We start from the raw sequence: 26272 nt of genomic DNA on the forward strand, positions 1-26272 counted from the left end.
AGTCCGATCCGCCTGGCGTGTGCCGGCGGGTCGGTCTTGACTCTCAAGCAAAACCAAACATCCATTGGAGTTACCCATGACTGCCACAGTTGAAGACCGCAAGGCCACGAACAAAGCCTTGATCGATGAAGTGCTGAAGGCCTATCCCGAAAAGATGGCCAAGCGCAGGGCGAAGCACCTGGGCTCGTTCGAAGAAGGCAAGCCGGACTGCGGCGTCAAGTCCAACATCAAGTCCCTGCCGGGCGTCATGACCATCCGCGGTTGTGCCTACGCCGGTTCCAAGGGCGTGGTGTGGGGCCCCATCAAGGACATGATCCACATCAGCCACGGTCCTGTGGGTTGTGGCCAGTACTCCTGGGCCGCCCGCCGCAACTACTACATCGGCACCACCGGCATCGACACCTTTGTCACGATGCAGTTCACCAGCGATTTCCAGGAAAAGGACATCGTGTTCGGTGGTGACAAGAAACTGGACAAGATCATCGACGAGATCCAGGAGCTGTTCCCCCTCAACAAGGGCATCTCGATCCAGTCGGAGTGCCCGATCGGCCTGATTGGAGACGACATCGAAGCCGTCTCCAAGAAGAAGAGCAAAGAGTACGAAGGCAAGACCATCGTGCCCGTGCGCTGCGAAGGTTTCCGTGGCGTGAGCCAGTCGCTCGGCCACCACCTGGCCAACGACGCGATCCGCGACTGGGTGTTCGACCGCACCGACCCGAACAAGCGCCCCGAGTTCGTCTCCACGCCCTACGACGTGGCCATCATTGGCGACTACAACATCGGTGGCGACGCCTGGTCCAGCCGCATCCTGCTCGAAGAAATGGGTCTGCGCGTGATCTCCCAGTGGTCCGGCGACGGCACCATCGCCGAGATCGAGAACACGCCCAAGGCCAAGCTCAACGTGCTGCACTGCTACCGCTCGATGAACTACATCAGCCGCCACATGGAAGAGAAGTACGGCATTCCATGGGTGGAATACAACTTCTTCGGCCCGACCATGATCGAGAAGAGCCTGCGTGAGATCGCCAGCCACTTCGACGACAGCATCAAGGCCAAGGCCGAAGAGGTCATCGCCAAGTACAAGCCGCTGATGCAGGCCGTGATCGACAAGTTCAAGCCGCGTCTGCAGGGCAAGAAGGTCATGTTGTTCGTGGGCGGTCTGCGTCCGCGCCACGTGATCGGCGCCTACGAAGACCTGGGCATGGACGTGGTCGGCACCGGCTACGAATTCGGCCACGGCGACGACTACCAGCGCACCACGCACTACGTCAAAGACGGCACGCTGATCTATGACGACGTGACCGGCTACGAGTTCGAGAAGTTCGTCGAGCAGGTGCAGCCCGACCTGGTCGGCTCGGGCATCAAGGAAAAGTACGTGTTCCAGAAGATGGGCGTGCCGTTCCGCCAGATGCACAGCTGGGACTACTCCGGCCCCTACCACGGCTACGACGGCTTCGCCATCTTCGCCCGCGACATGGACATGGCGATCAGCTCTCCGATCTGGGGTCTCACAAAAGCCCCCTGGAAAAAAGCAGCCTAAAGACCGTGGGCGGCCTGGCTTGTGCCGGTCGCCCGCTCCTTGAATTCTCAACATCCTCTGGAGAGCACCATGCCCCAATCAGCCGACAAGATCCTCGACCACGAACTGCTGTTCCGTGAGCCCGAGTACCAGGACATCTTCCGCACCAAGAAAGCGGAATTCGAGTTCAACCACAGCGACGACACCGTCAAGCAGATCGTCGAGTGGACCAAGACCGAAGACTACAAGCAGAAGAACTTCGCCCGCGATTCGCTGTCGGTGAACCCGGCCAAGGCCTGCCAGCCGCTGGGCGCCGTGTACGTCGCCAACGGCTTCCAGAAGACGCTGAGCTTCGTGCACGGCAGCCAGGGCTGCGTGGCCTACTACCGCTCGCACTTCAGCCGCCACTTCAAGGAACCCACGTCCTGCGTGAGCTCTTCGATGACGGAAGACGCGGCGGTGTTCGGTGGCCTGAACAACATGGTCGACGGCCTGGCCAACGCCTACAGCCTGTACAAGCCCGACATGATCGCGGTGTCCACCACCTGCATGGCCGAAGTGATCGGTGACGACGTGGACGCCTTCATCAAGACCAGCAAGCAAAAAGGCAGCGTGCCCGACGAGTTCGACGTGCCGTTCGCCCACACCCCGGCCTTCGTCGGCAGCCACATCACCGGCTACGACAACGCGCTGCTGGGCATCCTGCGCCACTTCTGGGACGGCAAGGCCAAGACCACCGAACCCCTGGTGCGCGTGCCCAACGACAGCATCAACTTCATCGGTGGCTTCGACGGTTACGTCGTCGGCAACATGAAGGAAATCCGCCGCATCTTCGATCTTTTTGGTGTGCAGGTGAACATCATCTGCGACCCGTCCGGCAACTGGAACACGCCCACCGACGGCGAGTTCCGCATGTACGCCGGTGGCACCTCGAAAGAAGAAGTGGTTGCAGCCCTGCACGCCAAGGCAACAATAGTGTTCCAGGAATTCTGCTGCGAGAAGACCAGCAAGTTCATCGCCGAACACGGCCAGGAAGTGATCACGCTGAACGCCCCCATCGGTGTGGCAGGCACAGACCAGTTCCTGATGGAAATCTCGCGCCTGACCGGCAAACCGATCCCGGCCGAGCTGGAAAAGGAACGCGGCGAACTGGTGGACGCCATGGCCGACAGCCAGGCCCACCTGCACGGCAAGCGCTACGCCCTCTACGGCGACCCGGACCAGATGCTTGGTTACGCCCAGTTCCTGCTGGAACTCGGTGCCGAACCCTCGCACGTGCTGGCCACCAACGGCACCGAAACCTGGGCCAAGAAGGTGCAGGAGCTGTTCGACTCGTCGCCTTACGGCGCCGGCTGCAAGGTCTACCCCAAGCGCGACCTGTGGCACCTGCGTTCGCTGCTGTTCACGGAACCGGTCGACTTCCTGATCGGCAACACCTACGGCAAGTACCTGGAGCGCGACACCAAGACCCCGCTGGTGCGCATGGTGTTCCCGATCTTCGATCGCCACCACTACCACCGTTTCCCCACCTGGGGTTACGACGGCGGCATGCGCGTGCTGGTCACCCTGCTCGACGAATTCTTTGAGGCCCTGGATGCGAACACGATTGTTCCGGGCAAGACGGACTACAGCTACGACATCATTCGGTGAATGAGTCCCCCCGCGCCGCCTTCGGCGTCACCCCCCAGGGGGCGCCGCTGGCGGCCGGGCGAAGCCCGTTCCGCGGCGGCCTGGGTGAGCTTCCCTTCGCTTGTCTGGTGCTGTCTCGGTCGGCGTTTTTATCTTTCTAGAGGTGCCCTATGGCCAACGTGACATTCAGTTCTCCGCGCATGAAGAAGGACCTCACGGTCTATGCCATCGCGGGTGACACCAAGACCTTGCTCTCTGTGGCGAAAGCCAACAACATTCCGCTGGATTTCGAGTGCGAGAACGGTGAATGCGGCTCCTGCCAGTTGCAGGTGACCGTGCTGTCGGGCAACACGCCGCACGGCGTGGCGCTGACCGAAAAAGAGAAGACCGTGTTGAAGCTGGCCGGCAAGATCACGGCGCAGCAGATCGCCGACGCCGAGACCAAGGACCTGCCGCCGCCGTGGCGCCTGGCCTGCCAGTTCATCGTGCGCAACGAAGACATCGTCGTGAAGTTCTGACCATGAACACGCCCGCCACCCCCACAACACCGGCGCCCGATGGATCGGGCAGCACGGCCCTTGAGGCGGTCTACATCAAGACCACGCAGGACGGCCGCAAGGTCGAGGTGATCGACGGCTGGGTGTGTCTTGGTGGTGTGCGCGAGGCCGACAACCTGATCGCCATGGACGAGCACCCGAACCGCCAGGCGATTGCCAAGACGGTGCCAGGTGCCACCCATGTGGCGGGTCGCCTGCCCCTGACCCTGCCTGAGGCGGCCGTGGCTCAGGGCGCTTTGTCGATTGCCCAGCGGCAGTTCGATGCCAGCCCGGCTGGCATCACGCAGCGCTTGCGAAAAGCCGTCTGGGCGAAAACGGCCTCCGAGGGTGTTGAGTGAGACCGCTGTGCGTTCGATGCCACAAACTCCGTTCGGGCTGAGCTTGTCGAAGCCTTGCGCGGTACCGGCACGAAGAACCCTTCGACAAGCTCAGGGCGAACGGCATCGGGGCCCACGGCGCTCGGGACGAACAGACCCCGTTGAAAACGGGGCGCACACGAAGCTGGCCCTGATCCCCCACAGCCCACGGAGAAGACCATGATCTATGTGGTGGAAATGCCCGAACAAGCCGCCCCGCGCGCCTGGTTCGCCTACGACGAGGCCGACTTCGCCCGCAAGGTCGAGGCTGGCGATCCGCTGCAGCCCTGGGAAATTTTTGACACGCTGAGCGCGCGCGAACTGCTCAGCGACATCGGCCACGAATCGGTGGACGCGACCGCGCGCGAGCGCTACCCGGCCATCTGTGCGCTCGGCGACAGCCACGGCTGGGACGCGGCCCTGTACCGCGCCGACCACCTGCTCGGCAGCGGCGTGCTGAGCGCCGAGCCGGTGAGCGAGGCCGCGGCGTTCGAAGCCGCGCTGGCCGCACGCGGCGGGCTCACCTGCGTCTACCGCGGCGACCGCGACGCCATCGGCGCGTTTGAAGGCGCCGACCCGCGCATTGCCGGCAAAAACCACTGGCACGCGCGGCGCGCGCTGTACGAACAGCTGGTGGCGCTGGAAGTGCTGGCCGACGACAACTGACTGACGCGTGGCCGTGAAGCCGGGGTGCACCGAAACCACCTTCTCCATCTTGTTGCCAGACCCCTGGTTTTCTCCTTGCACACACCATGATCGCCCGCATGCAATACCTGATCCTGCAGAACAGCGGCGAGGTCATGGCGCGCCTGCTCGCTGAACTGCAGGGCGAGGACGAGCTGTTCGCCAGCGCCAACACCCTGGCCTGTGTGGAGATGCATCTGCTGCGCATGGCGCAGACGCTGGCGCACTGGCCGGAGCCGCTGCGCCTGCGCCTGGTTCAGCTCGACTGGCACGGCTGGGCCCGCCTGCAGGACCTGCTGGAGAGCGACGGCCAGCCACGGCGCGAAGAAGTCTGGTACGGCATCCACGCCCTGGTGCCGGCCACCCTGGAACTGATCGCCCAGCTGCGCCACAAAGAGCCGGTCTGGTTTGAATTGGGTTTTTGACCGAAGGAACACATCATGGAATCCGTAGAAGAATTTCTGGCCCACACCATCCAGCTGGAGAACGAAGCCGCGCTGCGCTTCGGCCAGCTCGCCGACGCCATGCGCACGGCCGGCAACACCGAGGTGGCCCAGCTGTTCCGCCAGCTGGCCGACTACTCGCTGCTGCACCTGGGCGACGCGCGCGAGCGCGCCGGTTACCGCAACCTGCCCACGCTGGCCGAGGCCGACTACCAGTGGCCCGACATCGAAAGCCCCGAGGCCGCCGCCATCTGGGCCGCCGACCCCTTCATCGGCATCGAGCAGGCCTTGCAGGTGGCACTCGACGCCGAGAGCGCCGGCCTGGCGTTTTACGACAACGTGCTGCAGACCACGACCGACCACGAGATCAAGGTGCTGGCGAAAGAGTTTGTGGAAGAGGAAGCGCAGCACGTGGCCGAACTCGAGCGCTGGATTGCCTTGCACCGCACGGGTGAGAAGCTGCCGCTGGGTCGGTAGGAACCACTGTCGCAAAGCGCCCGCGACATTCCCTTCAAACCCGCCATTGCGCTGAGCAAAACGACCTGAAAAGGGTGAAAAAGGCCTGGCACCCAACTTGCAAAGAGGCTCACAACCCACCCTCTGCACCGTCTGGAGTCCGCCATGTCTGTATCGCTCAAGGCCAAGATCGCTGAAGTGTTCGAGGAGCCCGGCTGCGACATCAACCAGGGCAAGAGCGAGAAGGAACGCAAGAAGGGCTGCACCAAGCAGCTCTCGCCCGGCGCCGCGGCCGGTGGCTGCGCCTTCGACGGCGCCAAGATCGCGCTGCAGCCGGTGGTCGACGTGGCCCACCTCGTGCACGGCCCCATCGCCTGCGAAGGCAACTCCTGGGACAACCGGCACAGCGCCTCGTCGGGCTCCACCATCTACCGCAGCGGCTTCACCACCGACATCAACGAGCTCGACGTGATCTACGGCGGTGAAAAGCGGCTGTTCAAGTCCATCCGCGAAATCATTGAAAAGTACGACCCGCCCGCGGTCTTCGTCTACCAGACCTGCGTGACCGCGCTGACCGGTGACGACATCGAAGCCGTGTGCAAGCGCGCCGCCGAGAAGTTCGGCAAGCCGGTGATCCCGGTCAACGCGCCCGGCTTCGCCGGCCCCAAGAACCTGGGCAACAAGCTCGGCGCCGAGGCCATCCTCGACTACGTCATCGGCACCGTCGAGCCGGAGTTCACCACGCCCTACGACATCAACATCATCGGCGAGTACAACCTGGTGGGCGAGCTGTGGCAGGTCAAGCCGCTGCTCGACGCGCTGGGCATCCGCATCCTCTCGTGCATCTCGGGCGACGGCCGCTACAAACAGATCGCCAGCGCCCACCGCGCCAAGGTCAACATGATGGTGTGCTCCAAGTCGATGATCAACATCGCGACCAAGATGGAGCAGCGCTACGGCATCCCGTATTTCGAAGGTTCGTTCTACGGCATCAGCGACATGAGCGAGACCCTGCGCCAGATCGCCAGCCTGCTGGTGAAGCAGGGCGCCGATGCCGAACTCATCGAACGCACCGAGCGCCTGATCGAGGTGGAAGAAGCGCGAGCCTACAAGCGCATCGCCGAATACAAGCAGCGCCTGCAAGGCAAGCGCGTGCTGCTGATCACGGGCGGTGTGAAGTCCTGGTCGGTGGTGGCGGCGCTGCAGGAAGGCGGCATGGAGATCGTCGGCACCAGCGTCAAGAAGAGCACCAAGGAAGACAAGGAAAAGATCAAGGAGATCATGGGGGAGGGTGCCGACGCCCACATGATCGACGACATGACGCCGCGCGAGATGTACGCGATGCTCAAGGAAGCGCGCGCCGACATCATGCTCAGCGGTGGCCGCTCGCAGTTCGTGGCGCTCAAGGCGCGCATGCCCTGGCTCGACATCAACCAGGAACGCCACCACCCCTACGGCGGCTACGAGGGCATGGTCGAGCTGGTGCACGAAATTCACCGCGCGATCTTCAACCCGGTGTGGCAGCAGGTGCGCATCCCCGCGCCCTGGGGTGACGACGGCGAGAGCCTGGGCGCCGTGACGCCGACCGTCACGACCGATCACCTGAGCGGCATCGCGGCCAAGGCCATGGGCCTGGAGCCCGAAGAAATCCCCGCCTGACGCAACCCACAGGAAACCACCATGGCCCGCGTCGTCGAATCCAAAAAAGCCTGCACCGTCAACCCGCTCAAGATGAGCCAGCCGCTGGGCGCGAGCTTTGCGTTCCTGGGGCTGGACGCCTGCATGCCGGTGATGCACGGGTCACAGGGTTGCACCTCGTTCGGTCTGGTGCTGCTGGTGCGCCACTTCAAGGAAGCGATCCCGCTGCAGACCACGGCCATGAACGAGGTCACCGCCATCCTCGGCGGCTACGAGAACATCGAGGCGGCGCTGCTCAACATCCGCAAGCGCGCCGCGCCCAAAGTGATCGCGATCTGCTCCACCGGCCTCACCGAGACCAAGGGCGACGACGTCGACGGTTACCTGGTCACCGCGCGCCAGCGCCACCCCGAGCTGGCCGACACCGAAATCATTTACGTGTCCACGCCCGACTACGTGGGCGCGTTTGAAGACGGCTTCAAACACGCCATCACCGCCATCGTGAAATCGCAGGTCAAGCCGCTGCCGGTGGTGGCACACCAGGTCACGCTGCTGCCCGGCAGCCACCTCACGCCGAGCGACATCGACGAGCTGCGCGAGATCATCCAGGCCTTTGGCCTGAATCCCATCGTGTTGCCCGACATCTCGGGCTCGCTCGACGGCCACATCGCGACCGACTGGCGCGGCACCACCCTGGGTGGCACGACGCTGGAGCAGATCCGAAGCGCTGGCGCCTCGGCCTTCACGCTGGGCATCGGCGAGCAGACGCGCGAAGGCGCCGAGGCGCTGGAGACCATCGCCGGCACGCCGCTGGAGATCTTCGAGCGCCTGACCGGTCTGGCCTGCAACGACCGTTTCCTGCAGCGCCTCTCGTTGCTTTCGGGCAAGCCCGTGCCGGCCAAGTACCGGCGCCAGCGCAGCCAGCTGCTCGACGCCATGCTCGACGGCCATTTCTACACCGGTGGCATGAAGGTCGCCATCGCTGCCGAGCCCGACCTGATGCTGGCCCTGGGCGGCTTGCTGCACGAGATGGGGGCCGAGCTGACCTGCTGCATCAGCACCACGCAGTCCAAGGCCCATGCGCTGCTGCCGGCCGATCAGGTGCTGCTCGGTGACCTCGAAGACCTGGAGATCGCGGGCAAGGACTGCGACCTGCTGGTCACACATTCGCACGGCCGCCAGGCCGCCGAACGCTTGAACAAGCCGCTGCTGCGCGTGGGCTTTCCGGTGTTTGACCGCGTCGGCAACGCGCACAAGGTGAGCGTGGGCTACCGCGGCAGCATGAACCTGATCTTTGAAATCGCCAACCTGATGATCGAACGCATCGCCCACCACCACGCGGGCGACTGGCCGATCACGCCTGAAGCGCAGTTGGCAACCAAGCGCTTGGACCAACGCAACGACCCCCTCCCATCAACCCCACTGGCCGCGGCCAGCGCCTGACCCAGGAGTCCACCATGAAAATCGCCTTCGCCACCCAGGACAAGGAGCGCGTGGACGCGCACTTCGGCTGGGCCAAGAGCATTGTTGTCTACGAGATCGGGGCCGCTGGCCACCAGTTTGTCGAGAGCTTCGAGTTCGGCGACAAGCTCGAAGAAGACGGCGACGAGGACAAGCTCGCCCCAAAGCTCGAAGCCATCAAGGACTGCGCGATCCTCTACGTGGCCGCCATCGGCGGCTCGGGCGCGGCGCGTGTCGTGGCCATGAAAATCCACCCGATCAAGGTGCCGCAACCCGAAAACATCGCAGAGATCCTGGACAAGCTGCAGATCGTGCTGCAAGGCACGCCACCGCCCTGGCTGCGCAAGGCCATGGCCAAGGACAGCGAACGCGCATTCGATTTTGAAGACGACGAGGTCACCCCATGAGACACCCTGTGTCAACCCCCCGCCATTTTGAGCATGGTTTGAAGCCCGCCGTGGACGGCGGGGTCGTAAGGTTTGCGGTCGATCCAGGCGCGCCAGATGACACGCAACCAGGCGCGGCTGAGGATGCGGATGGCGTGAGGGTGGTCGCAGCCTCGGCCACGCGCGTTCGCATAGACGTCGGCGGCCCATGCGCTGGCATGGCGGGAGTTGTCGGCCAAGGTGGTCAGGGCACGGCGCAGCCGGTGATTGCAGGCCCAGCGGAAGGTCACGGCCTTGTGCTTGCCCGAGGCGTAGGTGACCGGTGCGACGCCGGCCTCGGCGGCCAGGTGTTCGTCGGAGTCGAAGCGCTCACGCACGCTGCCCAGCTCGGCCAGAATCTGTGCGGCACAGATGCGCCCGGCGCGCGGGAAGCTCATGAGGATGCGGCCATCGTCGCTGGCGCCCACCTGGTGCTCGATGCGGCCCGACAGCAGCCGGATTTGATCGACCAGTGTGCTCAGGGTGCGCGCCAGACTGCAGACGAGTTCGCCCTTGGCGTCCATCTCCAGCTCGCCCAAGCCAACGGCTGGGGCCTGCCTGAGCCGTTGCAGCAATTCCTCGGCGCTGCGCCGGCCGCAGTAGGCGTGCTGGGAGCAGAAGGCGGCCATGCGCTTGGGGCCAAGCCGGCTGGCCACCTCTGGCGTCGGGTAGCGCTGGATGAAGGCCAGCGCGATGGGCGAGTCCACATCGGCGAAGATCTCGGCGGCACCGGCCCAGTACGACTCCAGCAGGGCGCGCAGTTGGTTGGCCAGTTGCACGCGGGTGGCCACCAGGTCATCACGGCCGCGCACCAAGGCACGCAACGCGCGGATCTCGTCGGACTGCGCGGCCAGCGGTTTGAAGCGGTGGCCGTCGGTGCGCAGCAGGTCGGCCAGCAAGTAGGCGTCAGAGGCGTCGGACTTGCCGCCGTGGCTGCGGTAGCGCGGCCGGCTGGCCTTGACGGCGTTGGGGTGGATGGGCACGACTTCGAAGCCGGCCTCCACCAAGGCGTCGACCAGCAGCCCGGAGGGACGCTCGATGGCGATGCGCAGCACGTGCAAGGCGCGCAGCTGGCGCAAGAGTTCACGCAAGCCGTCGGCATCGTGCGCGACCTCCCACTGCTTGCAAACGGCGCCGCGCTCGTCGATGACGCACACGGCGTGGGTTTGGCTGGCCCAATCCAGCCCGGCGAAGATGGAATTCATAGACAAACTCCTGCAAGTTGCGGTATGACTGGCCGTGCCGGAAGCCCACGCGGGACGCTCACTGATCGGCGCTCACACCCTGAGGTCAGTGCGGCGCAACACCCTGTAGCCCGTCTGGGTCTTCCGGCACCTTGCAGGCTGCGGGTCTCATGCGGGCCGTCGTACGGCGAGCGCCGCAGGCAGTCACTGCAAGGGCACGGAAGTCAATTCGAACGATCCGCCTGGACACGGCAACACGTCAAACACGGGTTGCCCACCGCGGCGCTCGGTCGGTTCGTCGCAAGCGCCGACCAACCGCCACCGTGGACAACCCTGCACCGCCTTTCATCCAACGGGGAAGAGAGGGTAGTCCAGTGAGCGCCGCGCCGGGCCGTTCCCAAGCAAGCTCGCACCGCAGCCCGCAGGGCGAAGGTACTTCAATGAACGCCACCGCCACCCCCGAACTCGCGCCCGAAAGCGACGAAGCTTTTCTCACCACGCCTTTCGTGCAGCAGCTGATCAAGCAGATGCGCGCGCAGGACACGCACGGCAGCTGGGATGGCAAGACCGACCTGCAGTTGCTCAAGCCCTTCATCCACACCGTGGAAGAGCGCCGCGCCTTGCCCATCCTGGGCGACCCGGACCCCGAGACCCTGTGGCACCTGGAGATCTTCTACAACGCGATCGCGGTCGCGATCGAACGCGAGACCGGCCAGATGGTCTCGCCCATGATGAAGATGAGCCACGAAGGTTTTGGCCGCATGGTGCTGATCGCCGGCCGCTTGGTGGTGGTCAACAAGCAGCTGCGCGACGTGCACCGCTTCGGTTTTTCTTCGCTGGCCAAGTTGTCCGACGCCGGCAGCAAGTTCCTCACCGAAGCCGTCGCGATGATCCGCGAATTTCCCGCCGTGGCGCAATACGGAGCATGACCATGAGCACCGAAGCAGACGAACTCAAGGCGCGCCTGAAGAAGGCCAACGCCCAGGCCACGCAGGCCAAGATGGACTTGCACGACCTGTCGGAAGACCTGCCCACGGGCTGGGAAAACATCCTCTCGGTGGCCCAACGCGCCCACGACACGCACGCCCTGCTGATGGACCTGCGCAAGGCGGTGGCCGCGGCCACGCCGACTTGAAGGAGAACGGCATGAGCGAACATTTCAGCGTCACCTTGCCCAGCGGCGCCACCTGGACGCCGACCTTCGTGACCTCGCTCGACGAGGACAAATGCATCGGCTGCGGCCGCTGCTTCAAGGTCTGCCCGCGCGGCGTGCTCGAACTCGTGGGCCTGACCGACGAAGGCGAGCGCATCTCGGTGAACCTCGACGACGATGACGACGACGAGGAATACGAAAAGAAGGTCATGACCATCGCGCACCAGGAGCTGTGCATCGGCTGCACCGCCTGCTCGAAGATCTGCCCGAAGAAGTGCTACATGCACGCCGCGGCGGACGTCTGAGGGGGTCGCCATGCTGGTGCCTGTCGAACCCCATCTGGACTGGGCTGCGCTTGAGGGGCGCATGAGCTCGCGCAAGGACGAAGTCGACGACCTGATGACGTTGCTGATGGAACACGCGGACCCTTCAACCGGACCCGAAGCCGAACGTCACCACATCGCCTGGCTGATCGCCTGCGCCAGCCTCGGGGACGCTCATCTGTGGCAAGACATGGGACTGCCCTCGCGCGACGCGTTGAGCTGGCTCATCAGGCGATGGTTTCCGGCGCTGGCGGCGTGCAATGTCGATGACATGAAGTGGAAGAAGTTTCTGTATCGACAACTGTGCGTGAAAGAAGAGATCCTGATCTGCAAGTCGCCCACCTGCGCAGACTGCAGCGATCAGACCCTGTGTTTCGGAGATGAGGACACTGCTGAGCAGTGAATGCGCCACACCGGGGGACGGCAAGAACCGTTACGGGACGGCCGGAAACAAAAAAGCCCCGGAACACTTGGGTGTTCCGGGGCTTTCAGGGTGTCTTGCGAGATGGGGGTTGCACTTTGATGTTGGCCTGAAACGAGGGTTCACTGGCACCAAGATATATGCCCGTTCCAGGCTGGTTGCTGCCGCTCAGACATGAGCAGCCAACGGCCGTGTTCGACCAAAGCAGCCATTAGTCTCCGGTTGATCCGTAGGTCATTGCAGGGGAATGTCGAGCCTGCCCAGCTGTCATCTGATTCGGCCCAGGCTCACGAGAAACGTAAGCGCGCGGTGAACCCATCTTGACGCGCCTGATAGTCAGTCGTTTGCAGCATTGACCTCGTCGGTAATGCTGCCGGCGTCGTAGTGAGCTGCGATGGCCCTGTCCAGACGCTTGAGCAGAGCGGGCAGTGTTTCGCCGTCCCGGCGAACAAGCATCGCGAGTGCGTTGCTGCCATCGGCTGCGCTGGCGACGCAGTCGAATGGCGCGAGGGCCCCGAGCGTTACCTCTCCGCCATCGGTAATCAGTTCTTCAATGTGCTTCATGTCCGCACATTGTGTGCCGTGTCAGGCTGGCTGCCAGCGGTGCGGCAGCAACTCGCCGATCTGGCTGGCGCGCTGTATGGGCAGGCGTGCCATCACATCGCGCAGGTAGGCGTAGGGGTCGTGCCCGTTCATGCGGGCCGACTGGATCAGGCTCATCACGGCTGCTGCCCGCTGGCCCGAGCGCAGGCTTCCGGCAAACAGCCAGTTGTTGCGGCCAATGGCAATCGGCCGGATCTGGTTCTCGATCCAGTTGTTGTCCACGGGCAATTGCCCATTCCCCACGAACTGGGTCAACGCTTCCCAACGCCGCAGGCTGTAGTCCAGCGCCTTGGCGCTCGCTGAACCCTCGGGCACCTTCTGGCGTTGCAGCACCATCCACTGGTGCAAGGCATCGAGCAGCGGCTTTGTCTGTTGTTGCCGGATGGCTTGGCGCTGTTCAGCGCCGAGCTCTTTGACCTCACGCTCGATCTCGTAGACCTGCGCGAACTGCTGCAGTGCGAACTGGGCGATCTGGCTCTGGTTCGCTGTGTGCAGATCGAAGAACTTGCGCCGTGCGTGAGCCAGGCAGCCGACCTCGGTCACGCCACTGGCGATCAAGGCTTTGTAGCCGCTGAAGTCGTCACAGGTCAGGCTGCCTCTCCAGTCACCCAGGAAGCGCCGGGCGTGTTCCCCCGAGCGTGATTCGCAGAAGTCGTAGACGACCACCTTGGTGTTCTCGAAGGCGCCCGTGGCGTAGGCCCAGAGGTAGGCCCGGTGCGTCTTGCCGTTACCGGGCTTGAGCATGGCCACCGGCGTCTCGTCGGCATGCAGCACGCGGTGCTGCAGCAGCTCAGCCTTCATGGCATCCACCAGCGGCAGCAACTGCACGCCACAGGAGACCGACACCACACGGGCCAGCGCCGTCTCGGTGCCAGCTCGCATGTCCAGCGGCTCGGTGGCCAGCCACAGGTTATCAACCCGGATCACTTGAGCAGCTCTCGCATCCACAGGGCGCACTGCTCGGCCGCCGCCAGGGGCCAGGTCACTGAGACGCTGGTGGCGCCACGGCGCAGCTCGATTCGGATGTCCGGCACAGGTGGGTGCGCCGCCGGCGGCAGCGGCACCGGAACGAATGCGGGCGCCTGCAGTGACGGCAGCGGGACACCAGTTTGGCGGCGCCACTTGTGCACGACGTTGGCATTGATGCCGTGGGACAGAGCAATGCTGGCCACCGATGCATCTGGCTCGGCGCACTGAGCGAGGATCTGCTGCTTGAGCTCGGCGCCGTACCGCCGGCGGGTCTTCTTCTTGGCTTCATTCATGGTGTCCACCTAAATCGCTTGGTGGACACCATCGTTGCCGCTTAGGCGAATCCCTTCAAGGGTGGGATGACCGCGCGCTTACCGAGAAACTAGTCCCCTGTTGGGCCTCGACCTGTGGGGGCCATCGGACAGCAATCAGTGAACTGCTCATACAAGTGAGTTACCTTGTCCATCCTCCGCTGTGACCCCATGAGCATGGCAAGCGTCCGGTAGGCCATGTGCATAAGCCCATTGGAAAAGCGAACTAGCGTCAGTGCCATCTCCGCTGGAAATCCATCACGAACGCGACGCAAAGGGTGAATGCCACTGTGCACGTAGGAATTCAGGGCGTGCCGTGAATATTGATCAAATTCAGCCAGATGCGCTGTCAACCCAACAGGTGCTACTTTTAATACCTTGGCGAGCATTTCGCCAGCACCGGGAAGGTTTTTGGCGGCTAGCTCAGCCTCTGGAGTCAGGTTCCGACCAAGCTTTTCGATCTGCGCGGGAGTCGCTACAAAATAAAGCCACGAAGCCCGAAGCAAGGCCTCGTATTGCAAGCGGAGAACGCCAGATCCTGAACTCGGAGCGTGTATGAAAAACGCAGCCCTTACGACGCTGGCATGCTCAATACACAGTTGGCATGCGCTTGCTGCCAACTGATTTTGCTCTGAGTCGATAGCGAGGACCACACCTGTTGATGGAAAGCAACTCAGTATGGCTTCTTCAAAAGCATCCGATCTTTCAGCAAGCACGAGTAAGGGATCTTCTTGATGAGAATCTGGGAGAGTAGAAGGCAAGTTCGTCAAGGTGCGGTTGCTGAATTGAGATTGGCATCGTTGGAGATCAACTCCACGGGATTGGGGGTCGTGGTGAAGGCAAGGCTGCAGTAGGTGCTATGCCTTTCGCTCTGCCCTCTCAGTCGGGCTTGCCGCTAAATAGTCTCTTAGCTGGAAGGCTAGCGAAGATCCGGCGTCGACAAGGCGATCAAGTATGTCGAGAGCTGCCCTGCGCAGGGTGACGTCTCGAATGAGTGTTTCCCGGTGTTCATGGACGGCTACTCGGCAGACGGTTTCCGCATCCCAAATGCAGTTGCCGTCATCGAAGAGATCGGCAGGCACTCGGTCGAGTGCATCACGCAACAGAGGGAGAGAGGCTGGCACCGACTGTGCCCTTCCCACCCCGGCCATTAGCCTTAGTAGATTCTCCAGAGCGGGAAGGCTGTCGCCCGCAGCAGCGAGGCAGTTGGCAATGTAGTTGGGGCGAGCATGAAGCAACACCAGATCGCTCCAGGTTTTAGGCCATGGCATCGAGCAGAAAAGCAAAGTCCGAAGTACCTTGTCGAAACGACTGAAGGTCCGCCGCGATCTAGTCCTCAGTGACTCATCGGGAAGTACCTTCGCTGCAGCCCGGTCCCACACTCGCCAGAAGGCGTCGGCATTCGCAAACTCCTGCTTCATGCATGCACCAAGCGTTGACTCCAACACTCTCTCGCTCAATTCGGGTGCGTACTCCAGACAAAAATCAAGGAGCTCAAACGGCGGAGATTGTTCCGTCGTTTGTTCAAGGAGTTCTGCTGCAAGCAATTCTCCAGCTTCCCAGCGTGCTTCGTAGTCGACGTGGTCAGGATCGTTGCGCGGCACCTGAGGTTTTCCCTCTTGGTCTGCCATGAGCCGGATAAGTGCGGTAAGTGCCTGAATTCTCCATGTATCAGGGGTCTCGCCGCGAGCTGCGTCCAATGCAATCGTCCACTCCTTGACTGCAGCCAAGCTTTTGGGCATGGCGCGAGCGGGTGGCTTCATCTCGCTCAATGCTGAAAGTACTGCTTTGACCGTGGTTGGTCGCGCGTCATCAACTATGTCCCGGCTACGCCGCCGGGGTCGCTTGTTTGTGGTGTCGAGCGCCTCGGCGTACTGTGACAGAGCAGATGTCAACAAGTCAGCGAGAACAGGTTGCTTTAGTCTCAACACCTCGGCGATTGTGTTGGCGGCGGCACGTCGTACCTTCCAGACAGGCTCCGTGACGATGTTGGCCAAGCCCTCTGCCATCTTTGAGAGCTTCGGGTCGACACTGGCAAGCAGTATCAACGTTCGAGCTCGAAGCTCTCCTGTCGTGGACCCACGGAGAACCCAGGCATCCTTGTCTTCTTGACGCGCGGCGACTTCAAGCAAGTACGTCCTGGCCCACTGCAGAGCCTCCGATGAGTCGCTGGGCCATCGCTGGATCAGGGCACAGGCAAGTTCGTCTTCCAGCCCCATAAGCATGACACTGTCCTCACCTTGGAACTCGGGACGGAGTTGGAGGAATTCGTTGTAAGGCTCCTCAGGTGACTCAAAGCTTTCGGCCCTGATTGGGTCAACGGTCGATGTTCGGTCTGTGATCGCCCCTGCCCAAAGCCGCACCGCGGCAAGACGATTCATGAGTTGCATGCGAGCCTCGGCTTGTTCGCCGATTTGCTTCAGCTCGGGTTCAAGGTTGGCAACCTCCAGCGGCACTAGGTTTCCGTCTCCTACAGGCTTTCCGAGCTTGAGCCCGCGGGCATCCATGCGCTTTAGTGCCATCCGCCAACCTTCAGGTGCCTCTGTTTCTGTGGCTACATCAGCTACATGCTTATCCAGGATTGCAAACATGGCGTCGCGTAGGTCTGGGCGATTGAATTGCACCTGAAGTGCCAGGTCTTCCAGGTGGTGCCTCCTGTGTGGAAGCCGGTTACTCGCAACGCGCTCGTTCTGCCGCTCACTGTCCAAGCCGTCGTGCCCACCGTGAATAGCGAGGGAGTGGGGCTCTTGCACGCTCCGCGCAATGTCGGCAGCAAAGAAAGCCGGACATTTGAAGACGGAGAGCAACTTCTCTGTCACCAGGTTCGGATGCGCGACCAATACCCCGACCACGAGGGCTGTCGTGAAGGTTGACTCGCCAACTTCCAGGATCACTTCAAGCACCTGAGACGTTGTTTCGGGCTGAGACATCGCCTCGATCAGCAGGCGCTCCTCTAGTGCCATGAGGGCGCAGTTCAGTATGTAGCTGGTGACGGAATGACCACGATAGGCAGTCCAAAGGCGCCAGTCGTGGATGTGAGGGCGGCCATTGGGGCTGACTTCTGGCGGTAAGACCACCACTTCGTTTGGCTGTGCCTTTGCAAAAACGTCGGCAGCGTGATTGCACAGATCGACAACAAACCGCAGGCTCTTCGGGAAAGAATAAAGAAGGAGGGCACGAAACGGACCCTGCAGAACCGATGGTGGGAAGAATTCGTGAGCTGCCCGCTCACTGAGCCCGAAAGCGGCCTCCCAACCTAGCGTTCTAAAGCGGCGCGTGGCTCTCGACTCGGTCACGATGTAGAGGGCCCAGAACACCTCACGTACCGTGTCTGGTGTGAAGTAGCTCGGTTCCCTGCAGTGCTTGACGTTGATAAGGTAAGCCAGGCGTTCCTCCGCAGAGAAGTCTCGCCTGTCCGATTCGTGCGCCAAGCGTTTCAGGAGCGCTTCGATGAACGCTATGAACCGATTTGGGTCTGCCCCGCAGCAAGTGCACAGGAGCGCATAGAAGCTCCGACCAATAGATTTCTCCCGATACCAGGTATCGGTATCGCGCAGGCAGTAGTGTTCGGCAATGCTGAACACGCCGCGTACCCTTTGTGATGGTCGGCGCCAACCCTCGTTGTGTGCGATGGCATCCTCGCAAAACTGGACGACCCATGAGTGGCTCTCTGGCGGGAGTGTAGGAAAGGCCTCTGCGACCAACTCGACCATCACGTCCCATGCTTTGCCCGCGGGGGCTGCCATACCAATGCGAGCGATGATCTCGTGGTTCGCTGGGTCGTCTGCGAGATGTGAGTAGTCGATGGGCGACGGCCCTTTGCAAGCAACCCGCAGCAAGTGACTAAGTCGCTTCAAGAGGCTCGCGTTGTCAAACGCCACGTTGCAGGCAAGTTTTGCAATCAAGTCCTCAACTTGATCGGAGCGCAGCAGACCGATAGCAACCTCATCTCGCCACAACTGAGGAAGTACTGAGTCTTGCCTGAGCGCAGCTTCTAGTAGTGCGTAGGCATCCGAATCTCCTTCCGCAGACCGCTGCGCCGTCCATGCACGCAAGGCGCGCCGCATGCCGGCGTGCGAACGCAGCTTTGCAAAGAGGACTACCCAATCGCGTTCTGCCGATCGAACCTCCCGCTCGACCCGAAAGAAGAGCGACCAATCCTCCAGAATGTCATGCGCCGGGGCCACTCGGTCGGCGGTGTCTCTTGCCAACACAGCGTCATGTAGAAGAGACTCCACCGCTTCTGCGTCGGCAGGGGCTTCAACGAACTGGGCGAAGCGCTCGGTGCGTTGGTAGCAAATTTGGTCAAATGCGGCTTTCCTTCGAGCTGCCATCCCCTGAGGAAAACCCTTGCTGGGAGCAATGCGCGCTGTCCACAGCATCCGCCGCAAGTCGTTACCCGATACCGAGGGAAGCGCGATACCGCCAGCAGTGAAGTCGAAGGCAAGCCGCAGATAGTAGGGTGCGCGCAGCACCTCGCGAACACCAGCATCCTTAGCGACAGCTTCCTCCAGTGAGCTGCCAGCTACAGCTGCGACGATCTCCGAGTCTTCGAGCTGCGGAATGTCGACAACCTGGCTGGAGAACCTGGCGAGAAAGTTTGTGTAGAGGTTATTGAGTGCATAGGAGCGCGTCGTGATGCACAGCTTCGCCCCCTTGTTCTGCCGGACCAGCGCCAGCAACTCCTCTAGTGCCCCCGGGTTTCGCGCTTCGAGTGCCTTTTCGAGCGAGTCGATGACAACAGTGGGTGTGCCGCTCCGCAGGAGGCTCTCTATGGTGAGCATCGGGTCGGGCATGCCGGCAAGTGACCGCACCGTCGCCAAACTCGGTTCATCAAGCTCATCGGCCCGGAAGAACAACAACGGGCCGGACTCGCTCATGAGAGGCGCCAGGACCGCCATGACAGCAGACTTGCCAGCACCCGGTCCTCCAGTGAGTATGGCGACTTGTCGCTCCTCCAAGCCTGCCAGCACACGGGCGACACAATCGCCGCGGGGGATGTGAATGCCGTTGGGCAGTATGGTGGAGATGAGCGAAAACTGAACGCGGGAGCTTTCGCTTAAGCGAACTGCAATGCTGCCAAGGCCTCGCTGAAGGCTCAGACGGCTAACCGCCTCTTGTAGACCAGCCTTCGCCGTAGAGGCCCACGTGGCCGGGGTGACAGTGCCTACGGCAATGCCTTGCTCAAAGACGTATGAGAACAAGCTATCCCACACAAGTTCGCCGGAGTCACCTGGTTGACCCGAATTCAAGAGAGCTTGAACGAGGCTAAGTTCTTGCGAGGAGTCGGTGCCGAGGTCATGAATGTCGACACGAAGACGTCGTAGGAGTTGAAAGACAAACTCCTCGGTGTACTTGTCTACAAGGGTGTTCTTCGAGACCTCCTTGAAGGCCTCCCATACGTTTGTATGCTTGCGGTCAAGGAGCTTCGGCGTCTTGAGCTTCAGGAGAAAATCGGCCAGATCAACAGAAGCGCGGGATAGCTCGCACAGTCGCTTGGCAGCTTGATTGGCAGCACTGGCAGGGGCAATCGTGGCGAGAACCAGAACATCGCATGAACGATCGAACGGACTACCTTCGAGACCAAGGAAGTCCCGCCAAGCACCTTGCAACCCGTCGACAAAGTCCTCATTGCTGACTGTTGCGTTGAGCCCGCGTTTGCACTGAATCAGCTGAAGGTGGTTTCCGTTGCTGCTGCGCACCTTGCAGTAAATGTCATCTGTGTGTGCACCAGCGTAGCGAGCTTCGAACCGAAGCTCTTCGACTTGGCAGCCATGTAGGCTAAAAGCCGTTGGCAACCCGGTGAGCATATTGGCCAGGTAGAGCGCCCCTACGCGGGACTGAAACACCCCTCCGCCACCTCCGGTAGCGATCGTGCTCGTGACTATGGTTCCCTTTAACGGGTCGCTCTTTGCCTTTTCCTCGTTGGTCATAGGTAACTCTATTCCGCCGAGATGTGGCGCCTCCCTAGAACGAGCATAAGGGATTGCGAAAACGCTCTTCAGCCCGTCACTGATGCGTACTACTTCTTTGCACCGCTAGGGTCCATCATGGCTGCAAGGAATGCGTCTCGAACAGACATGACCCGGCGAGCCCGTTCAAAACTGAACCACGGATCGCCATTCCGAGTGACTGCTGTGTAGCAGGCAGCGTAATTTCGTTCTGCGACTGCCACCGACCACAACCGCTGCATTGTCGACATCGAGGTGTATCGGCGATACGTCGAATCCTTTATTGAACCGGTGTCTTGGTACGCGCGGAGCGTGATCAGGTGGCCGCCGCCTACAACCACGCCACTCATCTGGCGGAGCGACGGGCCATGATGACGGCGTGGGCTGCGCGCCTGGATAGATTGCGCAGAGGGGCCGATGTGATTGCGTTGAAAACGCGTGCAGCCTGAATTCGGGATTCTGAAAAACATCGAAAACAATGCGATGAGGAGTATGGAAAGTCCGTCTGCAGCCCCCATCAAAAAGCGCTGCTTGCTGCTGACGGTTTCTCAGTTGCTGGGCTGCTCTACTGCAATCCGAGCCGTGATGGCCGATGCTGCATCGGTGATCAGATTCACCAGATAGTCCTGCGTGAAAGCGCTGAAGCGTTCGTTGGTGCCGACCAGCGTGACCGCACCCAGGATCCGTGATTTCTCGTCGAAGATGGGCGCTGCCAGGCCCGTCTTCCCCGGATCCAGTTCGCCCGCGCTCACGCAATAGCCTTGTTTCCGGATGGTGAGCATGGTCCTGGAAAATTCCTTCCAGGTCGGCCCCAGCCGCAGCAGGTCCGGCTCTGCGGCATTGGTCTCGTAGACGCGTTTGAGCTGCCTGGGCAGCAGGTACGCCAGGATCACCTTGGACGTGGCGCTGCGGAACAGGGCCATGGGACGACCACGGCCAAAGTTCAGGGCTTCGGTTTCGCTGCCGTGCTTCTGCAGGATGTTGATCACGGTGGAGCTGTACAGCTCGCTGATGAGCGCATGCATGCCGGTTTGCGCGACCAGCTCGTCGACCAGATCGCGGCTGCACGTGATCAACGGGTCGTATTCGGTCATGTGGCGGTCGAGTTCGATCACCCGTGGACCCACCGCATAGCCCCTGGGCAGCCGAACCAGGAGGCCCACGTCGCTGAGTTCCCGCACGTACCGATAGGCACTGGCCTGGGCATAGCCCAGTTGCGAGCAGATGGTGTCGACATCGATCACGGGCTGCCCGGGCTTGAACAGATTCAGGATGTCGAGCATGCGTCGGAGGCTGTTCATGTTGGCTGGTCTGGGGCTGCATGGGCACGACGTGGAAGGCATCGTGCAACAGCGGATGGAACAAAGGTGGGTTGGTCGGGTGGGGCAAAGGGTACCCGAGCCGTGCCGGGATTTTCGCGCAAAGCGGGTCAACGAGTGCCCTTCCTGTGGTGGTCTGTCTGTCCTGCGCGTATACATGATTTCATCTAAACGATAAATAAGCATGATTTAGACACTTGATTATTGTCAACATTTGCATATTTACAGCTATTTGATAAAGTAGCAACATGACAAATGACAAAGACATGACCGGTGCAGATGCACTACTTGCCGCCCTCGCCGACGAAGGCGTCGTCGTTTGCTTCGCAAACCCCGGCACCACGGAGCTGGATCTGGTGCGTTCGCTGGAGCGCGAAAGCCGGATGCGCTGCGTGGTCGGTTTGCAGGAGAACGTCTGCACCGGCGGCGCCGATGGCTACGGCCGCATGACCGGCCGGCCCGCCGCGACTTTGCTGCACTTGGGCCCGGGCTTTGCCAACGGCATCGCCAACCTGCACAACGCCCGGCGCGCACACACACCGATCGTCAACATCATTGGCGACCACACCAGCTGGCACCTGCCCTTTGATGCGCCGCTGACCTCCGACATCGAATCCCTGGCGCGCCCGGTGTCGGGCTGGGTGCATCGCATCGCCGCTGTGGAGCAGAGCGATGCCGCAGGCCGCGAAGCGGTGAAGCAGAGCCACGACCGCGGTGGTCAGGGTGTCACCCTGATCTTTCCCGCCGACCATCAAGCCCACACGGGTGGCGAGCAGGTCGCCCTCGCGCAGCTGGCGGTGCATGCCACCGACAGCGCCCCGGCAGCCTTCGATCCGGCCGCCGCCGTGCAGCGGTTGAAGGCCGCGAACAAGATCGTCTTCCTGCTGGGGGGCGGGGGCGAGCAGAGTGGCCTGGGGGTGCGGGCTCAAAGGGCTGTGCAGCGCCTCTGCGCCGCCCTGGGCGCCACGGCCTACGCCGAGACCTTCCCGTCGCGCTCGGAGCGGGGTCAGGGCCTGCCGGCATTCGACCGTTTGCCGTATTTCCCGGAGCCGGCCCGCGAAGTGCTGGACCCAGCCGATCTGGTGGTGCTGGTGGGCGCCTTGCCGCCCGTGACCTACTTCGGCTACGAGGGCCATCCCAGTCTGTTGGTGGGTCCCGAGCGTCTGCTGACGCTGGCGGAGGTTGGCGACGACGCTGCCACGCGCCTGGAGGTGGTGGCCGAGCTGCTGGGCGCCGCGGATGTCGCGCTGCCCCCGGCGGTGTTGAGCCCACCGGATGAAGGGCCGCTGACGCCGGCGCGCATCGCGCTGGCCCTGGCCCATCAGCTGCCCGACCGGGCCATCGTCTCGGTGGAGGGCGGCACCTGTGGCTATCCGTTCTACGCGGTGTCGTCGGCCGCCCGGCCACACACCACGCTCACCAACACCGGTGGAGCCATTGGCCAGGGCCTGCCCGTGGCCATGGGCGCGGCCATCGCCTGCCCGGACCGCAAGGTGGTGGCGCTGCTGTCGGACGGCAGCACGCAATACACGATCCAGACCCTGTGGTCGCTGGCTCACGAAGAGCTGGACGTGGTGGTGCTGATCGCCGCCAACCACCAGTACGCGATCTTGCGCAACGAGTTGCGCCGCGGCGGCGCAACGCTGGGCACTCGCGCAGAACAGATCACCAGCCTCGACAAACCCCGCATCGACTGGGTGACCCTGGCCCAGTCCTACGGCGTGGCCGGTGGGCGCGCCAACACCAGCAGCGAACTCACGGTCTTGTTGCAGCAAGCGTTTTCGAAGCGCGGCCCGATGCTGATCGAGATGGCGTTGTAGCGCGCCGATCACTTGAAGAACACGAGGCCGGCGAGACGCCGACCTTCCCCAAACCCCTGAAGGAGACGTTGTGGATCTGAATCTCAAAGGCAAGGTCGCTGTGGTGACCGGTGGCAGTCTTGGCATTGGCCGGGCAGTGACGGAAGCGCTGGCTCGCGAGGGCGTTCGCGTGGCCATCGTGGCCCGCAGCAAAGGCCCGCTGGAAGAAGCGGCTCGCGACATCGCTGCCGCCACCGGCATCGAGATCCTGGCCGCCCCGGCCGACGTCAGCAAGACCGATCAGGTGCAGGCCATGATGGACAGGGTGGCCAGCCACTTCGGCCGCATCGACATCCTGGTCAACGGTGCCGCGCACCCGGGCGGCCTGGTGCGCTCGGAGATCGAGAACGCCGACCCCGAAGGTCTTCTGGAAGACATCAACATCAAGGTGGTCGGCTACATGCGCTGCGCCAAAGCGGCGGCCGCCCACATGAAGAAGAACGGCTTCGGCCGGATCATCAACATCGGCGGCCTCACGGGCCGTGGCAGCAAGCAGCTCTCGGGCATGCGCAACGTGGCGATCTGCCACCTGACCAAGACGCTCTCTGATCAGCTGGGTCCCTCGGGCATCACGGTCAACGTCGTGCACCCCGGTGTCGTCGAGACCCCGCACATCCACGAGCTCTATGCCAAGGAAGCCAAGCTGCAAGGCCTGACGGCCGAGCAGGTGGAAGCCAACTACGCCAAGGTCACGCCGATCCGCCGCGTGCTGCAACCCAACGAGATCGCCGACACGATCCTCTTCCTGGCCTCCGAGCGCGCAGGTGCCATCACCGGCGAATCCATCGCGGTGGATGGCGGCATCACGCGCGGCATCTTCATCTGACACCGACACACAGGAACTGCAACATGAACGGAACCATTCTGGTGGGCACGGCTGGCCAGGGCATCCTGCGCAGCGTGGACGACGGCGCCACCTGGCACCGTCTGGGTTTGAAAGAGGCGATTGAATTTGATGGCGTGGTGCGCAGCCTGGCGGTGGACCCCTCCGACCCCTCGCGCGTGCTGGCAGGGGCTGACGCCGGCCTGTGCATCAGCCTGAACGGTGGCGCGCACTTCAAGCGGGTCGATTCCCCGATGAACCAGGAGACGGTCTGGGCCATCGCGTTCGACCCGAGCAATCCCAAGATGGTCTACGCCGGCACCGGCGCGCCGTCGCGGGCCCGCATGTACCGCTCGAAGGATGGCGGCCTGTCGTGGGAACAGCTGGGCATCGAGCTGCCCGAGTTCTGCCAGGGCGTGAACCGCCCACGCATCCTGACGGTCTGCGTCAATCCGGTGCGCAGCGGGGAGGTGTGGTTCGGGGTGGAAGAGGGCGGCGCCTGGCGCAGTCCCGACTGCGGCGACACCTGGGAGCGTGTCGACACGCCCACCAGCGGCATCGGCAATTCCGACATCCACGCCATCGCGGTGCTGCCGCCGGTGGACGGCCAGCCGCAGAAGAACCTGGTGCTGACGGTGAACTCGGTCTACACCAGCACCGACGATGGACAGACCTGGTCGGGCAAGGCCTCGAAGGAGCGCTTCGACGGCATGTACTACACGCGCACCGTGCAGGTGGTCGACGCCGCCGGCAGCACCCTGCTGCTGGCCATCGGCGACGGCACGCCCGGCACGCGCACGCGCATCTACCGCTCGGAAGACCGCGGCGAGAGCTGGGCGCCCACGCTGCTGCACACGGCGCCGAACTCGACGGTCTGGGCCTTCGGCGCCCACGCGTCCGACCCTTCGCTGCTGTTCGCCGGCACCAAGTACGGCCACCTGCTGCGCTCCATGGACGGCGGCAAGAGCTGGTTCAAGGAGTGGCGCGATTTCAGCGAGATCACCTCGGTCGCCTGGACGCCCTTCGTGGCGCCGGTGAAGGCCCACCCGCAATCCATCAACTGAAGGGCGCGGTCATGAGCATGGCATCGATCAACGTCAAGCCGCGCATCCTGCGCACCCACCTCGCGCTCTACGTCAAGGACCCCGAAGCCAGCGCCCGCTGGTACCAGGACATCCTGGACATGGAGGTCACCGCGCGCGAACCGCGCTGGGTCTTCCTGTCGTTCGGCAAGAAGCACCACGACATCGCCCTGATCAAGGCCGACCCGGCCATGCTGCGCGCCCTGCAGATCGGCGAGATCAACATGCAGCACTACGGGCTGGAGATCGACGGCGGCCTGGACGACCTGCGCCGCCTGTACGGCATGTTGCTGGCCAAGAACGTACCCGTGGTCAAGACCACCGATCACAAGGTGGGCTACGGCCTGTACTTCACCGACCCCGACGGCCACCGCTTCGAGTTCTTCCTCGAAACCGTGCACGACGACGAAGAAGGCAAGCGGGTGCTGGGCCACTACAACGCGCCCAGCGACCCGTTCGACCTGCAGCCCCTCTGATCCATTCCCTCACCAGAAGACACCATCATGAAGTCCCCCAATTTCGGCATCTTTCACATCCGCAAGTGGTTCCTGCAGGTGGAGGACAGCCTGTCTGGCGAGACCGGCGCGCCCGCGGACGGTGAGCCGCTGCGCAAGATCGTCATCGCGGCCTGCATCCACAACCCCTGCGCCGGTCGCTACGAGCAGGACCTGAGCGCCTGGATCGAAGGCTCTCCCGAGCTGGGCCGTGAATTCGGCCGCCGCATCCAGGAAGCCGCTGGCAACCAGAAGATCGAAAGCTACGGCAAGGCCATCCTGGTCGGCATCGACGGCGAGTACGAGCACGGCAACGCGCTGCTCACCAACCCGGCGGCCGATCCCATCCGCGTGGCCCTCGGCGGCGGCAAGTCCTGGGTGCCCTCCACCGGCAAGCGCGGCGTGCCCGGCACGGTGCTCGACATCCCGCTGGCCCACAAGGACGCGCTCTACGTGCGCTCGCACTACGACTCGGTGAGCGTCAGCTTCAACGACGCCCCCAACCGCGACGAGGTGCTGGTGTGCTGGGCCTTCGCCACGCGCGGCCGCCTCAACGCGCGCCTGGGCGGCCTCAAGGCCGCCGACGTCAAGGGCCTGGACGGTCTGGTCTGA

At 62.8% G+C, this 26272-nt stretch carries 25 protein-coding genes and 1 pseudogene; 19 read left to right on the plus strand and 7 right to left on the minus strand.

Annotated features, from left to right (window positions below):
* Positions 1–76 precede the first annotated feature (76 nt).
* The 10 genes from nifD (at position 77) to nifX (ending at position 9150) form a co-directional block, all read left to right on the plus strand.
* The gene (nifD, locus tag IM738_RS07815; RefSeq protein ID WP_177138453.1) at positions 77–1540 is read left to right on the plus strand and encodes a nitrogenase molybdenum-iron protein alpha chain; all 1464 of its coding nucleotides are present in this window, start codon (positions 77–79) and stop codon (positions 1538–1540) included.
* Positions 1541–1609: 69 nt separating this feature from the next.
* Positions 1610–3169 carry a nitrogenase molybdenum-iron protein subunit beta gene (nifK, locus tag IM738_RS07820; protein WP_236965310.1) on the plus strand — a complete coding sequence of 520 codons (1560 nt, stop codon included), beginning with the start codon at positions 1610–1612 and terminating at the stop codon, positions 3167–3169.
* Positions 3170–3318: 149 nt separating this feature from the next.
* Positions 3319–3666, plus strand: coding sequence for a 2Fe-2S iron-sulfur cluster-binding protein (locus IM738_RS07825; protein ID WP_236965311.1), 348 nt, complete (start codon positions 3319–3321; stop codon positions 3664–3666).
* A gap of 2 nt (positions 3667–3668) precedes the next feature.
* A complete protein-coding gene (locus tag IM738_RS07830; RefSeq protein WP_236965312.1) occupies positions 3669–4043 on the plus strand; it encodes a hypothetical protein in 375 nt (124 codons plus the stop codon).
* A 198-nt stretch (positions 4044–4241) separates the two neighbouring features.
* Positions 4242–4727 carry a hypothetical protein gene (locus IM738_RS07835; protein ID WP_236965313.1) on the plus strand — a complete coding sequence of 162 codons (486 nt, stop codon included), beginning with the start codon at positions 4242–4244 and terminating at the stop codon, positions 4725–4727.
* Positions 4728–4825: 98 nt separating this feature from the next.
* Positions 4826–5170 carry a hypothetical protein gene (locus IM738_RS07840; protein ID WP_236965314.1) on the plus strand — a complete coding sequence of 115 codons (345 nt, stop codon included), beginning with the start codon at positions 4826–4828 and terminating at the stop codon, positions 5168–5170.
* Positions 5171–5185: 15 nt separating this feature from the next.
* The gene (locus tag IM738_RS07845) at positions 5186–5665 is read left to right on the plus strand and encodes a ferritin-like domain-containing protein (RefSeq protein ID WP_236965315.1); all 480 of its coding nucleotides are present in this window, start codon (positions 5186–5188) and stop codon (positions 5663–5665) included.
* Between the two features lie 144 nt (positions 5666–5809).
* Complete coding sequence (nifE, locus tag IM738_RS07850; RefSeq protein ID WP_236965316.1) at positions 5810–7303, plus strand: nitrogenase iron-molybdenum cofactor biosynthesis protein NifE; 1494 nt, start codon at positions 5810–5812, stop codon at positions 7301–7303.
* Between the two features lie 21 nt (positions 7304–7324).
* The gene (gene nifN, locus IM738_RS07855; protein ID WP_236965317.1) at positions 7325–8725 is read left to right on the plus strand and encodes a nitrogenase iron-molybdenum cofactor biosynthesis protein NifN; all 1401 of its coding nucleotides are present in this window, start codon (positions 7325–7327) and stop codon (positions 8723–8725) included.
* A 14-nt stretch (positions 8726–8739) separates the two neighbouring features.
* The gene (gene nifX / locus IM738_RS07860) at positions 8740–9150 is read left to right on the plus strand and encodes a nitrogen fixation protein NifX (protein WP_236965318.1); all 411 of its coding nucleotides are present in this window, start codon (positions 8740–8742) and stop codon (positions 9148–9150) included.
* Positions 9151–9161: 11 nt separating this feature from the next.
* On the opposite strand, the gene IM738_RS07865 is transcribed toward nifX, so the two are convergent.
* Positions 9162–10373 (minus strand): IS110 family transposase, encoded by a 1212-nt coding sequence (locus IM738_RS07865; protein WP_236961226.1) that lies wholly within the window; start codon positions 10371–10373, stop codon positions 9162–9164.
* 419 nt (positions 10374–10792) lie between these two features.
* On the opposite strand from IM738_RS07865, the gene IM738_RS07870 reads away from it, so the two are divergent.
* Genes IM738_RS07870 through IM738_RS07885 form a run of 4 tightly spaced genes read left to right on the plus strand, consistent with a single transcriptional unit; the run spans position 10793 to position 12231 of the window.
* Positions 10793–11281, plus strand: coding sequence for a NifX-associated nitrogen fixation protein (locus IM738_RS07870; RefSeq protein ID WP_236965319.1), 489 nt, complete (start codon positions 10793–10795; stop codon positions 11279–11281).
* A 2-nt stretch (positions 11282–11283) separates the two neighbouring features.
* Positions 11284–11487, plus strand: coding sequence for a CCE_0567 family metalloprotein (locus IM738_RS07875; protein ID WP_236965320.1), 204 nt, complete (start codon positions 11284–11286; stop codon positions 11485–11487).
* Between the two features lie 11 nt (positions 11488–11498).
* Positions 11499–11810, plus strand: a complete 312-nt coding sequence (gene fdxB, locus IM738_RS07880; RefSeq protein ID WP_236965321.1) for a ferredoxin III, nif-specific — start codon at positions 11499–11501, stop codon at positions 11808–11810.
* Positions 11811–11820: 10 nt separating this feature from the next.
* A complete protein-coding gene (locus tag IM738_RS07885; RefSeq protein ID WP_236965322.1) occupies positions 11821–12231 on the plus strand; it encodes a nitrogen fixation protein NifQ in 411 nt (136 codons plus the stop codon).
* 354 nt (positions 12232–12585) lie between these two features.
* On the opposite strand, the gene IM738_RS07890 is transcribed toward IM738_RS07885, so the two are convergent.
* The 6 genes and pseudogenes from IM738_RS07890 to IM738_RS07915 all read right to left on the minus strand — a co-directional run bounded on the left by IM738_RS07890 (position 12586) and on the right by IM738_RS07915 (position 21366).
* Complete coding sequence (locus IM738_RS07890; protein ID WP_236965323.1) at positions 12586–12813, minus strand: hypothetical protein; 228 nt, start codon at positions 12811–12813, stop codon at positions 12586–12588.
* A gap of 21 nt (positions 12814–12834) precedes the next feature.
* A pseudogene (tnpC, locus tag IM738_RS07895) lies at positions 12835–13716 on the minus strand (IS66 family transposase); the annotation flags it as partial.
* 59 nt (positions 13717–13775) lie between these two features.
* The gene (gene tnpA, locus IM738_RS07900) at positions 13776–14114 is read right to left on the minus strand and encodes an IS66-like element accessory protein TnpA (protein WP_236965324.1); all 339 of its coding nucleotides are present in this window, start codon (positions 14112–14114) and stop codon (positions 13776–13778) included.
* A gap of 89 nt (positions 14115–14203) precedes the next feature.
* Positions 14204–14902 (minus strand): DUF6988 family protein, encoded by a 699-nt coding sequence (locus tag IM738_RS07905; RefSeq protein ID WP_236965325.1) that lies wholly within the window; start codon positions 14900–14902, stop codon positions 14204–14206.
* Between the two features lie 87 nt (positions 14903–14989).
* A complete protein-coding gene (locus IM738_RS07910) occupies positions 14990–20065 on the minus strand; it encodes a hypothetical protein (RefSeq protein ID WP_236965326.1) in 5076 nt (1691 codons plus the stop codon).
* A gap of 566 nt (positions 20066–20631) precedes the next feature.
* On the minus strand, positions 20632–21366 hold the full coding sequence (locus tag IM738_RS07915; RefSeq protein WP_236965327.1) for an IclR family transcriptional regulator: 735 nt from the start codon (positions 21364–21366) through the stop codon (positions 20632–20634).
* Between the two features lie 284 nt (positions 21367–21650).
* On the opposite strand from IM738_RS07915, the gene IM738_RS07920 reads away from it, so the two are divergent.
* The 5 genes from IM738_RS07920 to IM738_RS07940 all read left to right on the plus strand — a co-directional run bounded on the left by IM738_RS07920 (position 21651) and on the right by IM738_RS07940 (position 26272).
* A complete protein-coding gene (locus tag IM738_RS07920) occupies positions 21651–23222 on the plus strand; it encodes an acetolactate synthase large subunit (RefSeq protein WP_236965328.1) in 1572 nt (523 codons plus the stop codon).
* A 70-nt stretch (positions 23223–23292) separates the two neighbouring features.
* A complete protein-coding gene (locus tag IM738_RS07925; RefSeq protein WP_236965329.1) occupies positions 23293–24087 on the plus strand; it encodes an SDR family NAD(P)-dependent oxidoreductase in 795 nt (264 codons plus the stop codon).
* A 23-nt stretch (positions 24088–24110) separates the two neighbouring features.
* Complete coding sequence (locus tag IM738_RS07930) at positions 24111–25148, plus strand: WD40/YVTN/BNR-like repeat-containing protein (RefSeq protein ID WP_236965330.1); 1038 nt, start codon at positions 24111–24113, stop codon at positions 25146–25148.
* A gap of 11 nt (positions 25149–25159) precedes the next feature.
* Positions 25160–25642 (plus strand): VOC family protein, encoded by a 483-nt coding sequence (locus IM738_RS07935; RefSeq protein WP_236965331.1) that lies wholly within the window; start codon positions 25160–25162, stop codon positions 25640–25642.
* Positions 25643–25669: 27 nt separating this feature from the next.
* On the plus strand, positions 25670–26272 hold the full coding sequence (locus tag IM738_RS07940; protein ID WP_236965332.1) for an amino acid synthesis family protein: 603 nt from the start codon (positions 25670–25672) through the stop codon (positions 26270–26272).

The organism is Hydrogenophaga sp. SL48, assembly GCF_021729865.1.
In the GTDB taxonomy this organism is placed as follows: Bacteria; Pseudomonadota; Gammaproteobacteria; order Burkholderiales; family Burkholderiaceae_C; genus Hydrogenophaga.